The organism is Streptomyces sp. NPDC007872 (genome assembly GCF_042868165.1).
In the GTDB taxonomy this organism is placed as follows: Bacteria; Actinomycetota; Actinomycetes; order Streptomycetales; family Streptomycetaceae; genus Streptomyces.
Genome location: NZ_JBIAEA010000003.1, coordinates 774009 through 794047 on the forward strand (window position 1 = coordinate 774009; position 20039 = coordinate 794047).

16 protein-coding genes and 2 pseudogenes are annotated in these 20039 nt (G+C 69.9%); 12 read left to right on the top strand and 6 right to left on the bottom strand.

What is annotated here, in order from left to right; genetic code table 11:
- The first annotated feature begins 11 nt into the window (after nucleotides 1-11).
- On the top strand, nucleotides 12-638 hold the full coding sequence (locus tag ACFYNX_RS13965) for a TetR/AcrR family transcriptional regulator (protein ID WP_381616472.1): 627 nt from the start codon (nucleotides 12-14) through the stop codon (nucleotides 636-638).
- A gap of 64 nt (nucleotides 639-702) precedes the next feature.
- Here ACFYNX_RS13965 and ACFYNX_RS13970 read toward each other — a convergent pair whose 3' ends face one another.
- Nucleotides 703-3918, bottom strand: a complete 3216-nt coding sequence (locus ACFYNX_RS13970) for a bifunctional cytochrome P450/NADPH--P450 reductase (protein WP_388661319.1) — start codon at nucleotides 3916-3918, stop codon at nucleotides 703-705.
- 252 nt (nucleotides 3919-4170) lie between these two features.
- Between ACFYNX_RS13970 and ACFYNX_RS13975 the strand changes: the two genes are divergently transcribed.
- Entirely contained in the window at nucleotides 4171-5232 is a 1062-nt protein-coding gene (locus ACFYNX_RS13975) for a zinc-binding dehydrogenase (protein WP_388661322.1), read from the top strand.
- Between the two features lie 85 nt (nucleotides 5233-5317).
- On the opposite strand, the gene ACFYNX_RS13980 is transcribed toward ACFYNX_RS13975, so the two are convergent.
- Nucleotides 5318-6007 carry a DUF1345 domain-containing protein gene (locus ACFYNX_RS13980; protein ID WP_388661560.1) on the bottom strand — a complete coding sequence of 230 codons (690 nt, stop codon included), beginning with the start codon at nucleotides 6005-6007 and terminating at the stop codon, nucleotides 5318-5320.
- Between the two features lie 651 nt (nucleotides 6008-6658).
- On the opposite strand from ACFYNX_RS13980, the gene ACFYNX_RS13985 reads away from it, so the two are divergent.
- Nucleotides 6659-7312, top strand: a complete 654-nt coding sequence (locus ACFYNX_RS13985; RefSeq protein WP_388661325.1) for a TetR/AcrR family transcriptional regulator — start codon at nucleotides 6659-6661, stop codon at nucleotides 7310-7312.
- A gap of 272 nt (nucleotides 7313-7584) precedes the next feature.
- Here ACFYNX_RS13985 and ACFYNX_RS13990 read toward each other — a convergent pair whose 3' ends face one another.
- A complete protein-coding gene (locus ACFYNX_RS13990; protein WP_388661327.1) occupies nucleotides 7585-8967 on the bottom strand; it encodes a flavin monoamine oxidase family protein in 1383 nt (460 codons plus the stop codon).
- 519 nt (nucleotides 8968-9486) lie between these two features.
- Between ACFYNX_RS13990 and ACFYNX_RS13995 the strand changes: the two are divergent.
- A pseudogene (locus ACFYNX_RS13995) lies at nucleotides 9487-9588 on the top strand (ATP-binding cassette domain-containing protein); the annotation flags it as partial.
- A gap of 132 nt (nucleotides 9589-9720) precedes the next feature.
- Here the strand turns inward: ACFYNX_RS13995 and ACFYNX_RS14000 are convergent.
- Complete coding sequence (locus ACFYNX_RS14000; RefSeq protein ID WP_388661330.1) at nucleotides 9721-10857, bottom strand: tyrosine-type recombinase/integrase; 1137 nt, start codon at nucleotides 10855-10857, stop codon at nucleotides 9721-9723.
- 1249 nt (nucleotides 10858-12106) lie between these two features.
- Between ACFYNX_RS14000 and ACFYNX_RS14005 the strand changes: the two genes are divergently transcribed.
- The 3 genes from ACFYNX_RS14005 (at nucleotide 12107) to ACFYNX_RS14015 (ending at nucleotide 14971) form a co-directional block, all read left to right on the top strand.
- Nucleotides 12107-12520, top strand: a complete 414-nt coding sequence (locus tag ACFYNX_RS14005) for a hypothetical protein (RefSeq protein WP_388661333.1) — start codon at nucleotides 12107-12109, stop codon at nucleotides 12518-12520.
- Nucleotides 12521-13083: 563 nt separating this feature from the next.
- On the top strand, nucleotides 13084-13566 hold the full coding sequence (locus ACFYNX_RS14010; RefSeq protein WP_365544087.1) for a potassium channel family protein: 483 nt from the start codon (nucleotides 13084-13086) through the stop codon (nucleotides 13564-13566).
- A gap of 40 nt (nucleotides 13567-13606) precedes the next feature.
- Nucleotides 13607-14971, top strand: a complete 1365-nt coding sequence (locus ACFYNX_RS14015; RefSeq protein WP_388661337.1) for a chloride channel protein — start codon at nucleotides 13607-13609, stop codon at nucleotides 14969-14971.
- A gap of 121 nt (nucleotides 14972-15092) precedes the next feature.
- Here the strand turns inward: ACFYNX_RS14015 and ACFYNX_RS14020 are convergent, their stop codons facing one another.
- Complete coding sequence (locus ACFYNX_RS14020) at nucleotides 15093-15455, bottom strand: helix-turn-helix transcriptional regulator (RefSeq protein ID WP_388661339.1); 363 nt, start codon at nucleotides 15453-15455, stop codon at nucleotides 15093-15095.
- Nucleotides 15456-15560: 105 nt separating this feature from the next.
- Between ACFYNX_RS14020 and ACFYNX_RS14025 the strand changes: the two genes are divergently transcribed.
- Entirely contained in the window at nucleotides 15561-15956 is a 396-nt protein-coding gene (locus ACFYNX_RS14025; protein ID WP_388661342.1) for an STAS domain-containing protein, read from the top strand.
- Between the two features lie 86 nt (nucleotides 15957-16042).
- Complete coding sequence (locus ACFYNX_RS14030; protein WP_388661344.1) at nucleotides 16043-16267, top strand: hypothetical protein; 225 nt, start codon at nucleotides 16043-16045, stop codon at nucleotides 16265-16267.
- 9 nt (nucleotides 16268-16276) lie between these two features.
- Here the strand turns inward: ACFYNX_RS14030 and ACFYNX_RS14035 are convergent.
- Nucleotides 16277-17208 (bottom strand): annotated as a pseudogene (locus ACFYNX_RS14035) (IS5 family transposase).
- A 319-nt stretch (nucleotides 17209-17527) separates the two neighbouring features.
- On the opposite strand from ACFYNX_RS14035, the gene ACFYNX_RS14040 reads away from it, so the two are divergent.
- From ACFYNX_RS14040 to ACFYNX_RS14050, 3 genes are read left to right on the top strand one after another with little or no spacing between them, the layout of a single operon-like run.
- Nucleotides 17528-18331: an alpha/beta hydrolase gene (locus ACFYNX_RS14040; RefSeq protein ID WP_365544111.1), complete on the top strand. Its 804-nt coding sequence runs from the start codon at nucleotides 17528-17530 to the stop codon at nucleotides 18329-18331.
- Nucleotides 18331-19617, top strand: coding sequence for a PP2C family protein-serine/threonine phosphatase (locus ACFYNX_RS14045; RefSeq protein ID WP_388661562.1), 1287 nt, complete (start codon nucleotides 18331-18333; stop codon nucleotides 19615-19617). The genes ACFYNX_RS14040 and ACFYNX_RS14045 overlap by 1 nt, the downstream gene beginning before the upstream one ends.
- Nucleotides 19618-19630: 13 nt before the next feature.
- The gene (locus tag ACFYNX_RS14050) at nucleotides 19631-19969 is read left to right on the top strand and encodes an STAS domain-containing protein (RefSeq protein ID WP_388661347.1); all 339 of its coding nucleotides are present in this window, start codon (nucleotides 19631-19633) and stop codon (nucleotides 19967-19969) included.
- Nucleotides 19970-20039 lie beyond the last annotated feature (70 nt).

Sequence of the window (20039 nt, forward strand, 5' to 3'; positions counted from 1 at the left end):
ATAGTGGGCGTATGGCTCATGTTTCCGCGGCGGAGCGCCGCCCTCAGTTGATCAAGGCGGCCATCGACCTCATGACCCGGGAGGGCGTCGCCGCGGGGAGTACCCGCGCCATCGCCGCGGAGCTCGGTGTCGCGCAGGCCACCGTCCACTACACCTTCGGTACGAAGGAGGACCTGTACCGAGCCGTCATGGACCAGATCACCGACGAGCTGGTGACGCAGGTGCGGCGGGCGGCGCCGGAGGACGCGGGCTTCGAGGAGACCTTCAGCGCGCTGGCGGGTGCCCTGTGGGGCACGGTGCGCGAGCCGTCGTCGCACCACCAACTGCTCAGCGAGCTGACCATGTTCGCCCTGCGCGTGCCCGGCCTCAACGAGGCCCGGCAGAGCCACTACCGGCAGGTCATAGAGGTGACCGCGCGGGTGATCGCGGAGACGGCCGAGAGGACGGGGCAGGAACTGGCCGAGTCTCCGGAGACGGTGGCCCGGTTCTTCCTCTCCGGCTTCGACGGACTCACCATGCAGGTCCTCCAGTGCCTGCCGGACGAGGCCACCGAGCGGACGGGGCTCAGGGCACTCGTGGGCGCAACCGTGGCGCTGGCCAAGGGGGACCTCGACCTGCCTGACGTACCGATGGCCTGACGCGACGCGGAAACGGTGGTGGGCGCACCCGGAAAGTGCGCCCACCACCGTTTCTGCGTGAGGATCAGCCGGCCCAGACGTCCTCGACATAGCGTCCGGACCCGATGAGCGCGGCGAGCCACGCCTCGGCCCGCTCGTCGCTCTCACCGGTGCGCTCGCGGTAGATCGCCATGAACGCCTCCCGTACGGCGGGGGCCATGCGACGGCCGTCGCCGCAGATGTAGACGCGCCCACCGGCTTCCAGGACCGACCACACCTCCTCGCCGTCGCGGGCGATGCGCTCCTGGACGAAACGGGCTCCGTTCTCGGGCGCGTGCATGAAGGTGGGACGCATGCTGACGGCGCCGTCCGCCTCGGCCGCCTCGAACTCCTCCCGGTGCAGGAAGTCCACGTCGGGGTGGTCGCAGCCGAAGTAGCAGAGCAGGGTGCCGGTCGAGCCCGTGTGGTGGCGGTCCAGGACGGCTCCGCGGAAGGGCGCGAGGCCGGTGCCCGCGCTGACCAGGATCACCGGCACGGAGGTGTCCTCGGGGAGGCGGAAGGACTCGCTGCACGGCAGGACCCGGGCCTGGATCACGTCGCCCGCGTGCACGGTCTGCAGGAAGTGCGAGGCGATGCCCCGGAAGGTGCCCTCGCCCGCCCTGTGGGGCGCTGCGAGCAGCGACACCATCAGGTCGGCCTCGCCGGGCCGGGCCGCGGCGGACGACGAGATCGAGTAGTGCCGGGGACGCAGTACCGGCAGCAGCTCCAGGAAGCGCTCGAAGGGCAGCTCGCACGCGCGGTAGCGCTCCAGGAGGTCCAGGACGCTGAGGCCCGCGACGGTCACCTGCTCCCGGAAGGTCTCGGAATCGGCGGTGGCGAGGGCGGTGAGCGGCTGCTTCTCGGGCGGGCAGTCGGTGTGCTCGGCGAGCACGGCGATCTGCTCCTGGGTGGCCGCGTCCTGGAGCTCGACGAAGTCGGTGAGCAGGCGGCGCAGGGTCAGGGGCCGGTCGACGGGAAGGGCGCCCCGGCTCCGGCGGCGGGCACGCAGCCGGACGGTGCGGTCCAGGTCGAGGCCGAAACGGTCGGCGACGCGCCGGACGAGGTCCTCGGGGTTGCTGGGCAGGACGGCCATGTGGTCGGCGGTGCGGTAAGTGACGCCCTCGGGCAGCCGGAGCCGCAGGAACCGCTTGGAGCGGCCCAGTTCGTGGTCGGTGTCGACGAGTTCGTACGCTTCGAGGACCTCCATCGGCTGGACGCCGTGGCGCTCGGCGAGACCACCGAGGACCGACTCCGAGGTGTCCTCCAGCTCGTAGAGCCCTTCCCCCTCCACCTCAGGTGCAGGGGCGGCCGCTTCACCGGCGACCGCCTCGCCGTACTCCTCCAGGAGCGCCTTCCACAGGTCTTCCGTCCACTGGTCGACCGCTCCGCCGAAGTCGCCGGAGGCGTCGGCGCTGCCGCGCTCCAGGAGCGGGACGGCGCCGGCGGCGGCCAGGCGCTCGTCGATCAGGGTGGGGATCCGCTGGTACGTGGCGGCCCAGTTGCGGTCGCCGACACCGAGGACGGCGTACCGCAGCCCGGTGAGCGAGCCGGGGGCGAGGCTCTCCAGGGAGGTGACGAACTCGGCGGCGTCGTCCGTCGGGCGGCCGTTGTAGGAGGCGGCGACGATGACGACGGGTCCCTTGGAGCCGGCCAACCGCTCCGTGAACTGGTCGAGGGAGGTGACGGTCGGGGCGAAGCCGTGCTCCTCGCCGTCCGTGCCGAGGTCGCGGGCGATGCCGGCGCAGGTGCCGAGGTTGGAGCCGTGGAGCAGCGTCAGCGCGGTCCCGCTCGCCCGGCGCGTCACGGCCGTGGTCCGGCCTGCGGCGGCGTCCACCGCCGCGGCGACGGGCAGGCGCCGTTCGTCGCTGGTGCGGCGGGCGAGCCTCAGGCTGAACCCGTCGGGCTTGATCGTCAGCGTCGACTTGATCTTCATCTGGTAGTCGGTGTGGTCGATCAGGCGGTAGCGGTGCACCAGCAGGCCGAGCAGCAGGGTGGCCTCGTGCAGCGCGAACTGGCGCCCGATGCAGGCCCGCTCACCGCTGCCGAACGGCTTGAAGGCGTGGACCGAACGGGCCGCCTCCCGCTCGGGAGTGAAGCGCTCGGGGTCGAACAGCTCGACGTTCTCTCCCCAGGCCGCGTCGCGGTGCAGCGCCGAGGCGATCACCATCAGCGACTCGCCCTTGTGTACGGGGTACTTGCCGCCGATGACGGTGTCCTCGATCGGCTCGACGGCGTACGCGGGCGCCGTCGGCCACAGCCGCAGGCTCTCGTTGAGCACCTGGCGGATGTACGTGAGCTTGCCGATGTCGCCGTACTGGGGATCCGGGGACTTGATGTCGCCCCACAGGGCGTCCACCTCGGCCTGGGCCCGGGCGAGGACCTCCGGGTGCTTGGTGAGGTAGTACAGGGCGAAGGAGAGCGCACTGCTGGTGGTCTCGTGGCCGGCGATCAGGAAGGTGATCACCTGGTGCCGGATGTTGACGTCGTCCAGCGGCTCGCCGGTGACGGGGTCCTTCGTGTGCAGCATCAGCCCCATCAGGTCGTCCGTGCTGGTGTCGCCGGAGGCGCGGCGCTCCCTGATCACGTCGTCGACGAGGTCCGTCATCAGGTCGATGTCCGCACGGAACTGCTCGACCTTCTTCCTCTTGAACAGCTCGGAGCCCGGGATGGACTCGCCCTTCTCCTGGGCGAAGACGAGAGCCCGGGACATCGCCTCGACGAACGGGTGCAGGTCGTCGCGGCGGAAGGACTCGAAGTCGTAGCCGAAGCCGCACAGGCCGATCGTGTCGAAGGTCAGCCGGGTCATCTCGTCGGGCACGTCCACCGACTGCACCCCGGCCAGCCGGTCCCACTTGCCGATCAGCGACCGGGCGACCTGAAGCATGGGGGCGTGGTAGCTGCGCATCGAGCCGAGTGAGAACGCGGGCATCAGGATGTCGTGGGCTTTGCGCCAGTTCGGCTCGTGGTTGTAGGCGGTGAAAAGACCGTCCCCGGCCAGAGCCCGGACCTCGACCAGGTCGGCGTGCACGTGCTTGCGGAAGCGGGTCTCGTCCGACAGCTCGGTCACGAGGTCCAGACCGCCGACCATGACGGTGTCCCTCCCGAAGAGCCGCAGCCGGTACACGGGCCCGAATTCCCTGAACTCCTTCAGCAGGTAGGCCAGGAAGTCCGCGCCCGCCGGAACGTTGAACGCGTGGCCTACGAGGGGCAGCGGGGGGCGCTCGGGGATCGCCCGCGTCGCGCCTACGGACACCTGAGTCATGAGCGTGCCTTTCGTTGCACTCCAGCAGTCACCAATCAACATACACACGACTTTGTCAGGTGAACATGTCGTATGACTGTACTGAACGACACAGTCATAGGACGGAACTCGGAGCACTCCGCGAACGTCCGGCGGGAGCGGCTTGACAGATGACACCGTCAGTAGACACGGTTAATCGACCTGGTCATTCGACCATGTCGAGCGCCTGAGCTACGCACGCGCTTCCTTCATCGAGCACATCGAGGTCTCCGCATGAACACCATGCTGGCCGGGCGGCTGCGCCTGGACACCCGTACCTTCGCCGTCGAAGAGGTCCCGATCCCGGTCCCCGGCCCGGGCGAGGTCCTCGTGGAGGTGCGGGCCGCCGGCGTCTGCCTGTCCGACATCCATCTGATCGACGGCAGCCTGAGCCCCTTCTTCCCCACCGACGCCGTCACGAAGGCGGGCGCCGTCACCCTCGGCCACGAGGTCGCCGGAGTCGTCCACACCCTCGGCCCGGACGTGAAGGGCGACTGGACGCCCGGACAGCGCGTGGTCCTCCAGGCCGGCGAGGCCTGCGGCGACTGCGGCGGCTGCCTGCGACGGATGACGTGCCACCGGCCGATCACCCGCGGCCTCGACTATGACGGCGGCTGGGCGCAGTACGCGATCGCCCGCGAGGGCACGTTGCTGCCCATCCCGGACGACCTGCCCTTCGACCAGGCCGCGATCATCCCCGACGCGGTCTCCACCCCGTACGCCGCGATCGTGGGCACCGGCGGGGTCCGCCCCGCCCAGTCGGTCGGCATCTGGGGCGCGGGCGGCCTCGGCGCCCACGCCGTGCGGCTCGCCCGGATGGTCGGCGCGGCCCCGATCCTCGCGATCGACCCGCTGCCCTCGGCCCGCGAGCGGGCCCTCCTCTTCGGCGCGGACGTCGCCCTCGACCCGCTCGCCCCGGACTTCGCGGAGGCGGTGCGGGAGGCGACGGCCGGGCGCGGCCTCGACGTCGCGTTCGACTTCGCCGGCGTGGGCGCCGCCCGTGCCCAGGCCGCGTCGGTCCTCGGTCCCTTCGGTTCGCTCGTCCTCGCCGGACTCACCCCGGAGCCGGTCGCGATCGCCGACAGCATCGGGTTCTGCTTCAACGTCAACCAAGTTCGCGGACACTACGGCTCCGAGCCGGAGCACGTGGAGCAGCTCGTCGGACTGGCCGCCGCCAGACGGATCGACCTCGGCCCCTCCGTCAGCGCCCACGTACCGCTGGCGGAAGCCGCGGAGGCCGTCGCCCGCCTGGAGAAGAAGATCGGGGACCCGATACGCCTCGTGCTCACCCCCTGAGCACGAAGGACGGTGGCCGGCTCACTCCGCACGCGCGGACGAACCGGCCACCGCCCCACCATCGCCCGAGGGCCGACGGCACCTGTCAGGCGCCCTGCCCGCTGTCCAGCGCCGCGACCATGCCGGCCACGATCACCGTGTTGAAGACGAACGCGATCGTCGCGTTGGCCGCCACCGTCCGGCGCATCTCCCTCGACAGCACCGTGACGTCCGTCGTCCCGAACGTCGTCATGACCGAAAGCGCGAAGTAGACGTAGTCGTCCCAGGCCGTCGGCTCCTCACCCGGGAAGTCCAGCGCCGCCTCGTCCTCCACGAGGTTGTCGGCGTAGAACGCCACCGTGAAGGCGACCAGAACGCAGATCCACGCCACGGCGACCAGACCGAGCGCCATGAGGACCCGCACGGTCGCCGGGAAGGCGGAACCCAGATGCCCGGGACGCCACACCGCCGACACCACGAGCGCCGCCGACGCGATGAGGACCGACACCCCCGGTCCCGGCGCGGTCCCGAGGAGATAGCGCTGCAGCACGGTGCCCCGGGCCTCCCGCCGGGCCCACGTGCGAATCCGCTCCGGCGGCGCGGCCGAGAAGGCTCTCAGCGTGACCCCCAGGTAGCAGAACAGGTAGGCGAAGAGTGCCACCACGCCCAGATCGGCGCTGGTGGCGGACACGGAACCCGGCGCGAGAACCCCCAGCAGGCCGAGAAGCATGGCGACACAGACCCCGACGACCGTGCTCACCGCGGACCGGCGGCGCTCGGAGAGCCATGAATGCACCGGCAGTGCCTCCTGTCGAATATCCCGCACATCCGACGACAATCGCCCGGACCCGCGAAGAAGCGTGGAACAGAACGCGATCGTACGAAGGGCCAGACATTCATGGCCGCCGTCCACCTAACGCCGCGCTGGTACGCCCACACTTCCTGTTCCGCCGCGCTTGCGCTTCACCCGGATGCCGGCACTGACACGGCCTCGCTCGGCAGCCCACCGCCGAAGGTCGATCACATGGCGTCGGTTGCATGAAGCTGACGCTTATCACGTCCTGTCACCGTCACGCACCTGGGCGGCGACGCATCACCGCCCTCGTCACATCACCTGTACTTTGCAGGTGTGCGAGCCCCGGCCGACATCAGGTTGTTGAACGCGCCTGCACTACCACTGCGGCTGCGGGCGGAGCCCCAACAACCTGTTGACTACGCAGTCTTCCTCGGCTTCGCCATAACCCTCTGAGTGATGGGGATTCGTCTACCTCGCTGCACGAGGGCGCTGCACCGGTGAGAACACACGCCTGTCGACAGGGAGAAACTACGACGCCCAGTCGGCCGGATGCGGCACCGTAGGAAAACCCACGTCATAGGCGGCATGAGTACCATACGACGTATGGAGAAGAAGACGAGGCGCCCTCCACGGGGGACGAAGAAGAGGGACGTGCCTCTGAGCGAGTTCGGGATTTATTCGGCCGCCCTGCGGCTGATCGACGCGGATGGTGTCGAGGCGCTCACCATGCGCAGACTCGCCACCGAGCTCGACGCGAACCCGATGTCGCTGTACCACCACGTGCCGAACAAGGAAGCCGTCATGCGCGGCGTGACCAGAATGGTCGGCGCCCAGTTCCGCACCTTCACGCCCGAGGACGATCCTTGGCAGGAGCGTCTCCGCGTGCTCGCAGCGAACCTCCGGGCATTGGCGCACCGTCACCCCAAATTGATGGCCTACTCGTTCAGCCGCCAGCCCGAATTCCTCCACTCCGACGACCCGTTCTGGACCGCGCTCACCGAATCCGTGGAGGATGCCGGTGTTCCGCAGTCGGAAGTCTCGAAGATCGCGGCGCTGTTGGTCGCCGCTGTCATCGGTGTCCTTTCCGCCGAGCTCAACGGTTCGCTCCACCGGTGGTCGTCCCTCCAGCCGCGCGACTTCGACGATTTCGAAGACAGAGCTGGGGATGCAGCCCCTGACCCTGCGGATGTGGCGGCCTGCGGCCCTGACCAGGAGCGCATGTTCCGTCTCATGATGGACACGTTGATCGCAGGTCTGGAAAGCCGCTTCCACAGCGACCACAACGGCTGGGACGCCGACGCGTGAGCCAGATCCTTCCGGAGGTCGGCCCGCGAGTTGTCCCATTCTGGCGAAATGGCCACGCCACCGAGCACTCCTGCCACGAGCGCGAGGCCACATCCCCGGGCCGGGACAACGACACGTGATCGTCGCCACGCGGCGACTGCCGCTCTCGCCCCTGGCCCCTGGCAGCTGGCACGCGCCATGACCGGGTGACGTACGCCGGATGCAGGTGCATCCGGCGTACGTCACAGGGTGGCCGCCAACGTGGAGGCAGTCCTCCGAGGAGCTGGGGAGGCTTACTTGGAGGCCTCGTCGACGCCGAGTCGCTGAGCGACCTGCTTGGCGGTGCGCAGGCCTGTCAGGACGGCACCGTTCAGGGTTCCGACCCACTCGCCTGCGGTTTCGGTGCCAGACCAGTGGACGCGCCCGTGGGGCTCGGTGAGGGCGTTGCCATAGCTCGTGACCGCGTAGGGGCCCACGGCGGGGTGGGGGCCGCCGGGGGCGAACGGCTCGGTGCCCCAGCAGTGGTCCACGTAGTCGATGGGGGTGCTCGCCTGGGGACCGTACAGGTCGACCATCTGCTGGATGACTCGGCTGCGTCGGGTTTCCTCGTCGAAGCCGTCATACACGCGGGGGGCGCAGAAGACCATCAGGATGCCCGGCCCATTGTCCGGCGACACGTCGAAGGTGATGAACGCCGTCCCGGTGTCCATCAGCGCCTCACCCGAGAGACCCTCGGCCCGCCAGAAGGGCTTGTCGTAGGCGACGAACGCCTTGCTCAGCTTGCCCATGGGCCACGTCCTCGTGAGCCCCTCGATCTTCTCCGGCAGGGCCGGGAGGAACTCGATGTAGGAACGGTGCTCGGGGGCCGCGGTGACGATGACGTACTTGGCGCTGATGACCGCCGCGTCGGTGTGGACCGTGGCACCGTCGTCGTCCTGGGAGATCTGGCGGACACGGGTGTCCAGAACAACCCTGTCGCCGAGCTTCTCGGCGAGCCGGTTGGCGATCTCCTGAGTGGTTTCGGTGATGCGGTCCTGCTGCTGCCCGCCTTCAACGGCGAGCATGTGGTCGAGCCCCCCGACGGCCTGGATGTAGCGCAGTACGTGCAGCAGCGATACCTCTCCCGGGTTGCAGCCCCACTGCACCTTGCTGGCGATGGTCATCAGTGCACGGGTGCTGGTCGCCGCCTGCTGCTGGTCGAGCCACTCGCCGAACGAGATCGAGTCCAGCTCTACGGCGTTTGGGGACGTCCAGGCGGCGTCGACGTCGATTGTCGCCAGGAGCTCGTCCATCGCCGCCTGGACGCGACCCAGGTCCTCCAGGTCGACGGGGTCGACTGTCGGCATTGTGCCCGACCAGGTGCGACGCTGCCCGGCCATCCACAGGACGTTGACACCTTCGTGGAACTGGCTGGTCGTGGAGCACTCGAGTCGCTTCGCGAGGTCGAGGACCGCGGTGTGGCGCTCGGCGACCCACGTGGCCCCGAGGTCGACCTTGACCCCGGCCACCTCACCTGAGAACGAACGGCCACCGACCCGGTCCCGTCCTTCGAGGACCAGGACGGATACGCCCATGTCCACGAGCCGCTCCGCGGCAGTCAAGCCGGCGAAACCCGCACCGACGATCACGACATCCACCGACGCGGCTCCGGAGCCGCCCTTGATTTCTGCTGTCACGGTTCTCTCCTCACTTGGTAGTGCCTCCATCGTAACCATACGCTGTATGGAAATGGTGAAGCGGCAGGAACAGCCGCTGGCTTCCCTTGGCGAGGACGGGCGGCCCGCCTGCACCATCAACAGCTGTTGACGCCGCCACCAGGCGGGTCCTCCACCATGGGCCTGCACACCATGGGCCTCGACAGTAAGGACGGGGAGCATCTGACCGACGTCGACGCGCCTGGCCGACACCGGCAAACCGAAGCATGACTACCTGAAGCGGCGCTCGCCGTGCCTGCCGAGCACACGCCTGCCGGCGGGCGGCCATGGGAGAGGGCCGACTTCTGAGGACACTGGCCCCGCCCCGCCGCGTTCAAGATCTGACCACGGGCCCGCACCGATTGCTTCATTCGCATCTGCGAGCGCCGGGGCCTCCTGGCCGTGGCCGACGGTGCCCGTAACGGCGTCGGCTCCTGGGCCATCACCACAATCCACCGTCCGCCCGACAGCAAGTCGTAGCCGACGCTCTGGTCGCCACACATCGTGGAGCTCGCAGGCCGCCAGGTCGACCAGCTATCGGGCGGCCAGCGGCAGCGGGTGTGGATCGCCATGGTCCTGGCGCAGCGCACCGACATCCTCCTGAAAGAACGCGAAAGAGGGATGAACGCAGGCCAGGTACCTGATCACTCACATTCCTGCAGGTCAGGGCCACCTGGATGATGAATTCAAGAAGATCTCCTCGCCCTAAAAGACCATGCGGCCCCTACGCGCTCGTCAGGCTGCTTCCCACAGGCCGGTGTCGAGGATCCGGGCGGCTTTGGTGATGCTGCCCGGCATCAGATGCCGGTAGGTCCGGTAGGTCTCCTCGATGGACTTGTGGCCCATCCACTCCGCCACGTCGGTGATCGGAATCCCGTTGCCGAGGGCGTTGGAGGCGAAGTAGTGCCGGAAGCCGTACACCCCCACGCCCCGCTCCGGCGGGAGGTTCTCAAAGAGTCGCCTCACACGCCGCCGCTCCATCGGCTCCGTGTACCAGCCACCGGGACCTCGCAACAGGTATCCGTCCCCCGTCGTACCGTACGTCTCCGCGTAGCGCTCGATCGCCTCCCGGACCGACCGGGGCAGAGGCACCTCACGGAACTCCCCCGTCTTGCGGTGCTTCAGCTTCGCCGGCCTGTGCGTATTGGAATGAATCTGCTCGTCGACCCGGTACACATCCTCGGCCACGACGTTGTTGACGTTCACCGCCCGCGCCTCACCATTCCGGAGCCCACACCCCGCCATCATGACGATCTCCAGCGCAAGATCCGCATCGGCAACCGCCAACGCCCGCTTCACATAGGTGAGCGAAGGAATGACCACCTGCTCACGCACGTACTCCGGCTCCTGGACCCCCTTCACCGGATCGTCCGCCATGGCCCCCTTGTCGTACGCGTCACGCAGGATGGCCTTGAGAACCCGGAAGATGTTCACCTGGTTTCCCCTGCCGACCCCGTCGCTCTCCATCTCGTCCAGGAAGCGCTCGACCACCATCGGCGTGACCGAGTTCAGCTTCCTCGCTCCCAGACGCGGGACGATGTGCACGTTGATCGAACTGTCGACATGCTCGCCCGTGGAGTAGTCGGTCATCCTGCGCTGCCGGGGCCGCCACTGCTTCGCGTACTCCTCCACCGTCAGCTGACCCAGCTCACGGCGGGCCGCCGCCACAGACGGCGCCGTGGTCTTCTTCTCCGCGTACAACTGCGTGAGGCGCTCGATCGCGTCATCCTGGGTGCCGTACCCAGATTCCTCACGCTGTTTTCCGAGGGCATCGCGGAAGCGGATCGAGTACGGGTGAGGGCAGCGGGTGGGCTTGGCGCAGCCGCAGTCCTTGAAGAAGGACCCCATGCCACGGGCGAGCTGTCGGGCCATGTCACGCACCATCCGTTCCGGCCCAAGAATCCTGCTCAGGCGCCGCACTATCGGTCGCAGGTCAGCAAGCGCGGACACCATGCGGGCGCATGCTGACCGTTTGCTGACCTGAGGGGGGCACATGATGCCCCTGACCTGCGGCGACGCCAAATAGCTAGATCTTGGACTTGAACAGAGTGCGCAGCACTGTGGACTCCTCTGGGACGGCTCCCTGCCTGCTTCTTGCAGGTCAAGGGCGGCCTCGACTCTACATCGACACCTCCTTCCGACGGTTGTGAGGAACATCGCTCCGCTCAGGCGGGACGGCGTCCCGTCTCGGCTCTTCCTTCGTACCGGCGCTTGTCGGGACGATCGTCCCGGAACGCATGGAACTCATGCCGACCGGATGCCGACGTACCTGATGCCCCATCAAGTACGTGGGAGGTTCCTCTGTACGTGCGGACGAAGTGCGTCCGTGCGCCACCGAACCGTCGAGCACTCGCATCGCTCCGGTTCGCGACACGGCCCCTCTCGGCCGTCAGCAGATCGACGCTCGGCCGCTCCGGAGGTCGGCTCGCTGCTTGCCGCCCGCCCGGAACTCCTCGGTGGCGTGGTGCCCGCGAGCGGCGGTCTCGCGGACCGGAGGCACGGTAGAGAACCGGCCTCGGCCGGCGGCGCACGGGATCCCTTCGGCGCGAGGAGCGGAAGCGTGTACGGGTTTCGGCTGTCGCCACTGCCGCAGGCGAGCAGGGCTGAACACCCGGGAGGCGACCGTTCGTTCCGTGATCAGTAGGACCCCTCAGCACGCGGCCGCCGGGCGACGCGATGGCGCAGAGCAGCGGGATCTCCCCGGGGGGCCACCATGGAACCGGACGCCGGCCGGCCCCCGCGCAGCCCGGCCCTCGGGGAAGAGCACGAACCAGGACTCCGGCCCCGCTGCCGCCGGAACGGCCGGAGGGGGAAGCGGAACGATCGTCCCGCGTGCTTCTCCCGGGCGCCGCCGTCGTCCGGACGCGTCGGCACCGGCCGGACGGGAACGAAGGGACCCGGCCGGCTGGTGGTCGTGGTCGACCGGGTGCCCGCGGACGTGCACGCGAGCGACCCGCGCGGAAGGGACGGCCGGAGAGCGTCCTCTCCTCGTGCCGGGATCACTGCGACGGGAGTGGGTCCTTCCTCCGACGTGCGTCGGGGGGCGCGGGGGCTCAGATTGGAGGTATCCGGCCCGCCGGACGGTAAGTCGCGGCGGGCAGCGACAGAAGGAGAGCCTGTCATGACGACCCACACGGGCCCGTCCGGTCGGCACGAGGAGACGCACAGCAGCGGCTGGCTGGTCTTCGCCTCCGTCATCATGGTCTTCAGCGGCGTCATGACGCTGCTCGCGGGCATCTCGGCCATCGCCAAGGACGACGTCTTCCTGACCACCCGCAACTACGTCTACGAGCTCGACCTCACGGGTTGGGGATGGATCCACCTCGTGCTGGGCGTTCTCGTCGCACTCACCGGCGCCGCCGTGTACAAGGGCGCCACGTGGGCCAGGGCGGTCGGCGTGGGTCTGGCCGGACTCAGCATGATCGCCAACTTCATGTGGCTTCCCCACACCCCGTGGTGGGCGTCGCTGCTCATCGTGATCGACGCCCTCGTCATCTGGGGTCTGTGCGTCGCTCCCCGGCCGACGAGGTACTGACGCCCGGCCGGCGCCCGGGACGGCGGCGGGGAAGCGGCGTTCGTCACCCGCCGTCGCCCGGCTCCGACAGGCCGGCAACCCGGAAGCGTGAGCACCACGGCCCTCTGCGCCGTCACCGGGAGGTGCGGGCCGCGGGTCCGCCGGGCCGGGGAACCCGTGCGGTCCTCGGGCCGGCCACGTGCCGGGAGCCGACCCCGACGTGTTTCCCGCGGCGCCGCAGCGCATCGGCACCCGGACGACGGCATGCGGCCCGTCTCCGGTCGCGAGACGCGACGGAAGCGCTTTTGCTGGACGGCAGGCGGGTGCTCCGCCGAGCACGGCGACCCGTGAAGCGTTCCGCAGGAGATCCGCATGGCAGCGCAGTCGAGACCGGTGAGGTCGGTGTCCGTCGGCACGACGGCGTCCGACGCGGGGCCGGGCGCTCTCCGCGGCACGGCGGACGGACGGACCGCAGGCAAGGAGTCGCGGCCCACATGAGCGTGCCGCGAGGGGGTGAACGGGGTCGGCGGACGCGTCCCCCACGGGTCCGGCCCCTCCTGCCCCTCCTGCGTTCGGCGGCCGTGGTGGCGACGAGCACCACGGCCTATTTCCTGCTGCCCCTCGACAGCGCCCTCGACCAGCACACCGTCGTCGTACTCGTCGTGGGAATGCTGGGGATCGGCGCGCTCCTGGCCCTGCAGGCGGTCGGCATCGTCAGGTCGCCCTACCCGCGGCTCCGCGCCGCCGAGACCCTGAGCACCGCGGTTCCGCTGTTCCTGCTGCTGTTCTCGGTCACCTACTTCCTGTACGCGCGGGAAGAGGGAGGACACTCCTTCTCCGAACCGCTCAGCAGGAACGACGCCCTGTACTTCACGGTGACCGTCTTCGCCACCGTCGGCTTCGGCGACATCGTGCCCGTCTCGCAGGCGGCTCGCGCGTTGACCACGTGCCAGATGGTGGCGGACCTCGTCCTCGTGGGGGTCATCGCGAAGGCAGTCGTCGGGGCGGTCAGGATCGGGCTGGAGCGACGCCGGTCCTCCTCGTCCCTCGAGGAACCCGAACCGTGACTCCGCGTCCACGTCCCCAGGTCCGGAAGGGCGAAGATCCATGACCGCGTCGAAGACAGTTCCGGCCTCCTCCCCGGGGCCCGCAGAGCCCTCGGAGGCCGACCGGCTGCGAGACCTCCTGCGGACGCCCGCGTACCTCAAGGCCCTGGTCTTCAGCGCCCTGATCGGCGTCCCCGTCTCGCTGGCCGCGTTCTGGTTCCTCGTCGGTCTGCACGAGCTGGAGCACGTGATGTGGGCGGACCTGCCGGAGGCGCTCGGCTGGGCTTCTCCTCCGGCCTGGTGGCCGCTGCCGCTGCTCGCCGTCGCCGGAGTCGTCGTGGGACTGGTCGTGACCCGTCTGCCCGGCGCGGGCGGCCACGTCCCCGCCGGCGGTCTGCACGCCGGCGGGGCCTCCGCCGCGGCCCTGCCCGGAGTGATCGTCGCCGCCGTCGCGAGCCTGCCGCTCGGCGCCGCCCTGGGGCCGGAAGCCCCCCTGATCGCGCTCGGCGGCGGCCTGGCCCTGCTCTTCCGGCACCTCGTCCGCGTCCCGGCCACCCCGCAGAGCACCGCCCTGCTGGGCGCGGCGGGAGCGGCGGCGGCCATCGCCGCCATCTTCGGCAATCCGCTCATCGCGGCCGTCCTCCTGATCGAGGTGGCGGGCGTGGGCGGTCCTCAGCTGTTCGTCGTCATGCTCCCCGCCCTGCTGTCCAGCGGTGTCGGAGCCGTGGTGTTCACCGGCTTCGGACGCTGGACGGGCCTCGAGACGGGCAGCCTCTCCATCCGTTTCCCCACCGCTCCCCCGCGCCTGGACGCCGGGGACGTGGTGTGGTCGGTCCTGCTGGCGGTCGGCGTCGGAGCGCTGGTGCACCTGCTGATCACCGGCGGACGGCTGACCGCCGTCTTCGTGGCGGCCTCCCCCTTCGTGCGCACGGTGGTCTGCGCGGTCGCCGCCGGAGGCTGCGCCGCCCTGTACGCGGTCGCCACGGGGCGCACCCCGGCGGACGTCGCCTCGTCGGGCCAGGCGACGCTGGCCGGACTCGCCTCCGATCCCCACGCTTGGGGCGTCGGAGCGCTGGTGGCCGTCCTGCTGCTCAAGGGCGCTACCTATGCCCTGTGCCTGGGCAGCCTCCGGGGCGGACTGGTCTTCCCCGCCCTCTTCCTGGGCGCGGCCGCGGGCGTGCTGCTCGCACCGCTGCCCGGCCTCGGCGTGATCCCCGGCGCCGCCGCCGGCATGGCGGCGGCCTCGGCCGCCGCCCTGCGGCTCCCGGTCAGCAGCGTGGCCCTGGTGGTCCTGTTGCTCGGCAACTCCGAGACGATCCCGGTGGTGATCCTGGCGGCGGTGACCGCCTTCGCCACCGCCGAACTGCTTCCTCCGGGCCCGCCGCTCGCACCCCGCCACCCGCGCGGAGAGGCGCGGACGGCGTGAGAAAGGGCTCCGGAAAGGATCGAGCTCCGGGAACGCGGCTCTTCCGGGCCGCGAACTCGTCCTCGGAGAGCACTCCTCGCTCCTCGGGTCGACCGAACTCCTTCAACCGGCCGGTCTCCCCCTAGCCGGCGTGAGGGGCTTCGGCCGGCTGCGGCGACCGCGCCTCCGTCCCTCCGGCGCGGTGCGCCTCGTCCTGGACGAGCAGGGAGAGCAGGGAGGCCACGGTCAGGCCCGCTTCCGCGGGGTGGCGGAGCACCTTGCCCGCTTCGATGCGGTACGTGTTGGTGCGTCCGTCACGGGTGTGGGAGAGGTAACCGTCCTGTTCCAGGTCGGAGATGATCCGCTGGACGGCCCGCTCCGTGAGCCGGCAGTGGGCGGCGATGTCGCGGATGCGGGCGTTCGGATCGTCGGCGATGGCGGCTAGTACGCGCGCGTGGTTGGTGACGAACGTCCAGCCTCTGTGGGACTCGGGCACTCCAATCATGTACGGCATTCTAGAGACCGTCATTGCCGGATACCTAATGCATGACATAATTTTCGCGTAACAGGTGGCATGATTCTGCGCGGAAGCCACAGGAAGGGGCGGACGATGTCTCTGGACGGGACCGTCACGACAAGACACGGCACGGGTGCCGTCAACGACGGATCGGTCGGCGGGCGGCTCCCGGACCGAGCCGCGGTGGCGCGGCACGAGGCACGCGGCACCGGAGTCGTCGTCGCGGACGGCTCCTACGACATGCAGACCGTCGCTCCCCTGGCCACGGCCCTGGGCGCAGCGGCAGAGAAGTACCGGAAGGTGGTTCTGGACGTCTCCGGCGTCGCCTTCGCGGACTCCTCCTTCCTGAATCTGCTGATCCTCACCCACCGGACGACCGATCTCCGCCTGGCCGGTCCAACGCCGCAGGTGAGGCGGATCCTGGAGATCACCGGGGTCGACACCGTCCTCGAGGTGCGGGAGACGGTGGAGGACGCCGCCGCCTGCTAGGACTTGTCCGGCCGATCATGGTCTCTGAGTCGCCCGGCCCGGCCATCGCCTGCTGACCAGGCGATGGCCGGTCTTACGATCAGTCAGTGACTGATACTCCGACGCACTGGGTCGTGCGCCATTTCTCGCAGGCCAACCCCGCCGGCCCAGGCTGCGACAGCGTTCCGGCGCTCTTGCGGCGGCTGGCCGATGCCATCGAGGCATTGGGCCCCGCCGAGATCCAGGATGTGGTGATCGAGTCAGAGATGACCGAACACGGTCCCTGGCGCTCGGGGACCGTTTACTTCCACCTGCCTGAGGATGAGGACTGATCCTGGCCGTCACGTGCGGAGCCAGATGGTGAGGGCTGCTGCGGTGGCCGTGCCGAGGTGGACGTAGCCGCGCTTGTCGTAGCGCGTGGCGACCGCCCGGTGCTGCTTCAAGCGGTTGATCGCCCGCTCGACGGTATTGCGCTTCTTGTACCGCTCCTCGTCGAAGCCGGGTGGCCGTCCGCCGCGTGAGCCCTTGCGCAGGCGGGCGGCCTGGCTGTCGACCTTCTCCGGGATCGTGTGCCGGATGCCCCGGCGACGCAGGTATTCACGGCAGGGCCCGTTGCTGTATGCCTTGTCCGCCGCCAGGCTGTCCGGCTTCTTGCGGGGCCTGCCCGGCCCGCTCCGCGGGACGCGAATCTTCTCCAGCACCGGCTTGAACTGGGTGCAATCCGCCCGCTGACCTGCGGTGACGATCAATGACAGGAGACGGCAACGGCCGTCCGCGCTCAGGTGGAGTTTGCTGGTGAACCCGCCCCGCGAGCGGCCCAGACCCTCACCTCCAGCACCACCTCCACCAGGCGGGCGTGCAGGCTCTGCCATGCGGTTTCGCCCTGGTGTTCTGCCGGTTCGGCCCCTTTTGAGGCGGGCGCCGGCGGCGGGTCAGTGCGGGCACCGGCCGCATGCTGGTGAGCGCGGACGATGGTGGAGTCGACCGAGACGTCCCAGTCGATTTCGCCGGCGGCATCGGCGGCGGCCTGGACCTGCTGGAGCAGCCTTTCCCATGTTCCGTCGGCCGACCACAACCGGTGGCGTTCATAGACGGTCTTCCACGGCCCGAATCGCTCGGAGAGATCGCGCCACTGAACGCCGGTCCGCACCCGGTGCAGAATCCCGTCGATCACCTGCCGGTGATCCCGCCACCTGCCGCAACGCCTGTTACTGACCGGCAGGAACGGCCGCAGCCGTTCCCACTCGGCATCCGTCAGATCGCCCCGCCTCATGCCCACGTCAACGAGGCGGGCACGGCGTAGTCACATGATCGGCCGGACAGCTCCTAGGGCCGGTGGAGGGCGCCGTGGTCCCGCGGCGGCGTCGTTCCCGGCCCTCCTCCCCGCTCCCCGCGGGGTCCGGTCTTCCACCGGTCTCGTGGCCGGGGGCCGAACCGAAGATCACGGCGACGGTCCGGTTCCGCCCCCGAACGGCGAACGTTCCGGCCGGGACGGCGACCCGGGTGCGCGGGAGTCGTGGAAGTGGTGCGCGGAGTTGTGGGGGTTCCACGGCGGTGCGGGGGAATCGAATGCTGCCTGAGAGGGTGGGGACATGGACATCGAACGCAGGAACAACGTCACCGTCACCGGAAACCCGCGCGGACGGACGGTGGTGCTGGCCCACGGGTTCGGTTGCGACCAGAACATGTGGCGGCTGACCGTGCCCGCCCTGGCACGGGACCACCGGGTCGTCCTGTTCGACTACGTGGGTTCGGGGCGTTCGGACCCGTCCGCGTTCTCGGAGGGACGCTACGGCTCCCTGGAGGGCTACGCCCGGGACGTGGTCGAGGTGTGCGAGGCGCTCGACCTGCGTGACGCGGTGTTCGTGGGCCATTCGGTCAGCGCGATGACCGGCGTGCTGGCGGCCGACGCGGCACCCGGGCGCATCGGCGCGCTGGTGATGGTCGCGCCGTCCCCGCGCTACGTCGACGACGAGGGCTACCGGGGCGGATTCAGCCGCGAGGACATCGACGAGCTGCTCGGGTCCCTGGAGTCGAACTACCTCGGCTGGTCGTCGGCGATGGCTCCGGTGATCATGGGCAATCCGGAGCGGCCCGAACTCGGCGAGGAGCTGACGAACAGCTTCTGCGCCACGGACCCGGACATGGCGCGCGTCTTCGCCCGGACCACGTTCCTCTCCGACTCGCGCGACGACCTGAAGAAGGTGACGGTGCCGACGCTGGTACTGGAGTGCGTCCAGGACGTCATCGCCCCCCGGGAGGTGGGCGCCTTCGTCCACCGGGCGATCCCCGGCTCGACACTGATCACCCTCGACGCCACCGGACACTGTCCCCACCTGTCCGCGCCCGAGGCCACCAACCAGGCGATCACCGGCTTCCTGGCGGGACTGCGATGATGTGCCGCACCGGGCGGGAGTCCGGCCCGCACGACGCGGACCGCGAGAACGGCGAGGAAGGACCGACCGCGGCGTTCGCCGCGCTGCTGGAGGACAGCGTCGAGGAACTGTACGAGAACGCCCCCTGCGGATACCTGTCCACCTTGATGGACGGCACCGTCGCGAAGGTCAACGCCACCCTGCTGGACTGGCTCGGCCTGGAACGGGGGGCGGTGGTGGGCCGGATGCGGTTCACCGACCTGCTCACCGTGGGCGGCAGGCTCTACCACGAGACGCACTTCGCGCCCCTGCTCAGGATGCGGGGGGAGATCGGCGGCATCGCCCTGGAGATGAAGCGGGCCGGTGGGGGGCGGATGCCGGTGCTGGTCTCCTCCGTCGTCAAGCACGGCGACGGCGGTGACCCCCTGCTCATCCGCACCACCGTCTTCGACGCCCGTGACCGCCGCGCCTACGAGGAAGAGCTCCTGCTGGCCCGCAAAGCGGCGGAACAGGCGCGCAAGGACGCGGAGGCCGATCGTGCCCGCCTGCAGGAGGCCCTCGCCGTCCTCCAGCGGTCGCTGCTGCCCGACGCCCTGCCCACGATCCCCGGCATGGAGACGGCCGCCCACTACCGGACCGCGTCCCCGGACCGGCTGGGCGGCGACTTCTACGACGTCTTCGCCCTCGGCGGGAAGCGCTGGGCGTTCTTCCTCGGCGACGTGTGCGGCAAGGGACCCGAAGCAGCAGCGGTCACCTCGCTGACCCGCTACACCCTGCGCACCGCGGCCCTGCACGACCCCGACCCCACCACCGTCCTGGCCACCCTCAACAAGGTCCTCCACGAGCGCTACACCGCCGGGGACCCGCGCTACTGCACCGTCGTCTTCGGCGTCGTCGAACCCGACGGGGAGACCGGACGGGCGGACGTCCGCCTCGCCTCGGGCGGCCATCCCCCCGCCCTCGTCCTGCGGGCCGACGGCCGCGCCGGTCACCTCCCCACCCCAGGAGGGCTCCTCGTCGGCATCCTGCCCACCGCGCCCTTCGCCACCGCCACCACCACCCTGGACCCCGGTGACACGCTGCTGCTCCACACCGACGGCCTCACCGAAGCCCGCACCGGTGGAGACCGCACCACCCTCTACGGCGACGAAGCGCTCCTCGCCTTCGCCGCCGACCACGCCGGAGAGCCCCCGGACGCCATCATCGAGGCGCTGACCCGCCTCCTGGACGGCTTCGGCGACGGCCTGGACGACGACACCGCCCTGCTCGCCCTGGGTGTCCCACCCGTCCGGCACCCGGGGCGGTGACGAAGGACACGACATGAGCCCGTTGAAGATCACCGCCCGAGACGCCGCGACCGGTCCCGTCCTGGAGCTCCTCGGCCCACTCGACTACGACACCGCCCCCGAACTGCGCGACCTGCTCGCCGACGTCGTCCTCCGGCCGGGGCAGCGCCTGGTGATCGACCTGGCCGGCCTGGAGTTCTGCGACTCCAGCGGTCTCACCGCCCTGATCGTCGCCCGCAACCACGCACATGCCGCCCGGGCCGACATCGCGCTCGCTGGCGTCCCCGACCACACCCTCCGTCTCATGAACACCACCGGCCTCGACCGGATCCTCCCCCTCCTTCCCGACGGCGAAGCCGCCACCCGGCCCTGATCCGCGGTCGCGGCACACGTCCGGCGGCACCCGAACGGCGAGCCCGTCGAACAGCCCCTCCGGTCGTCGC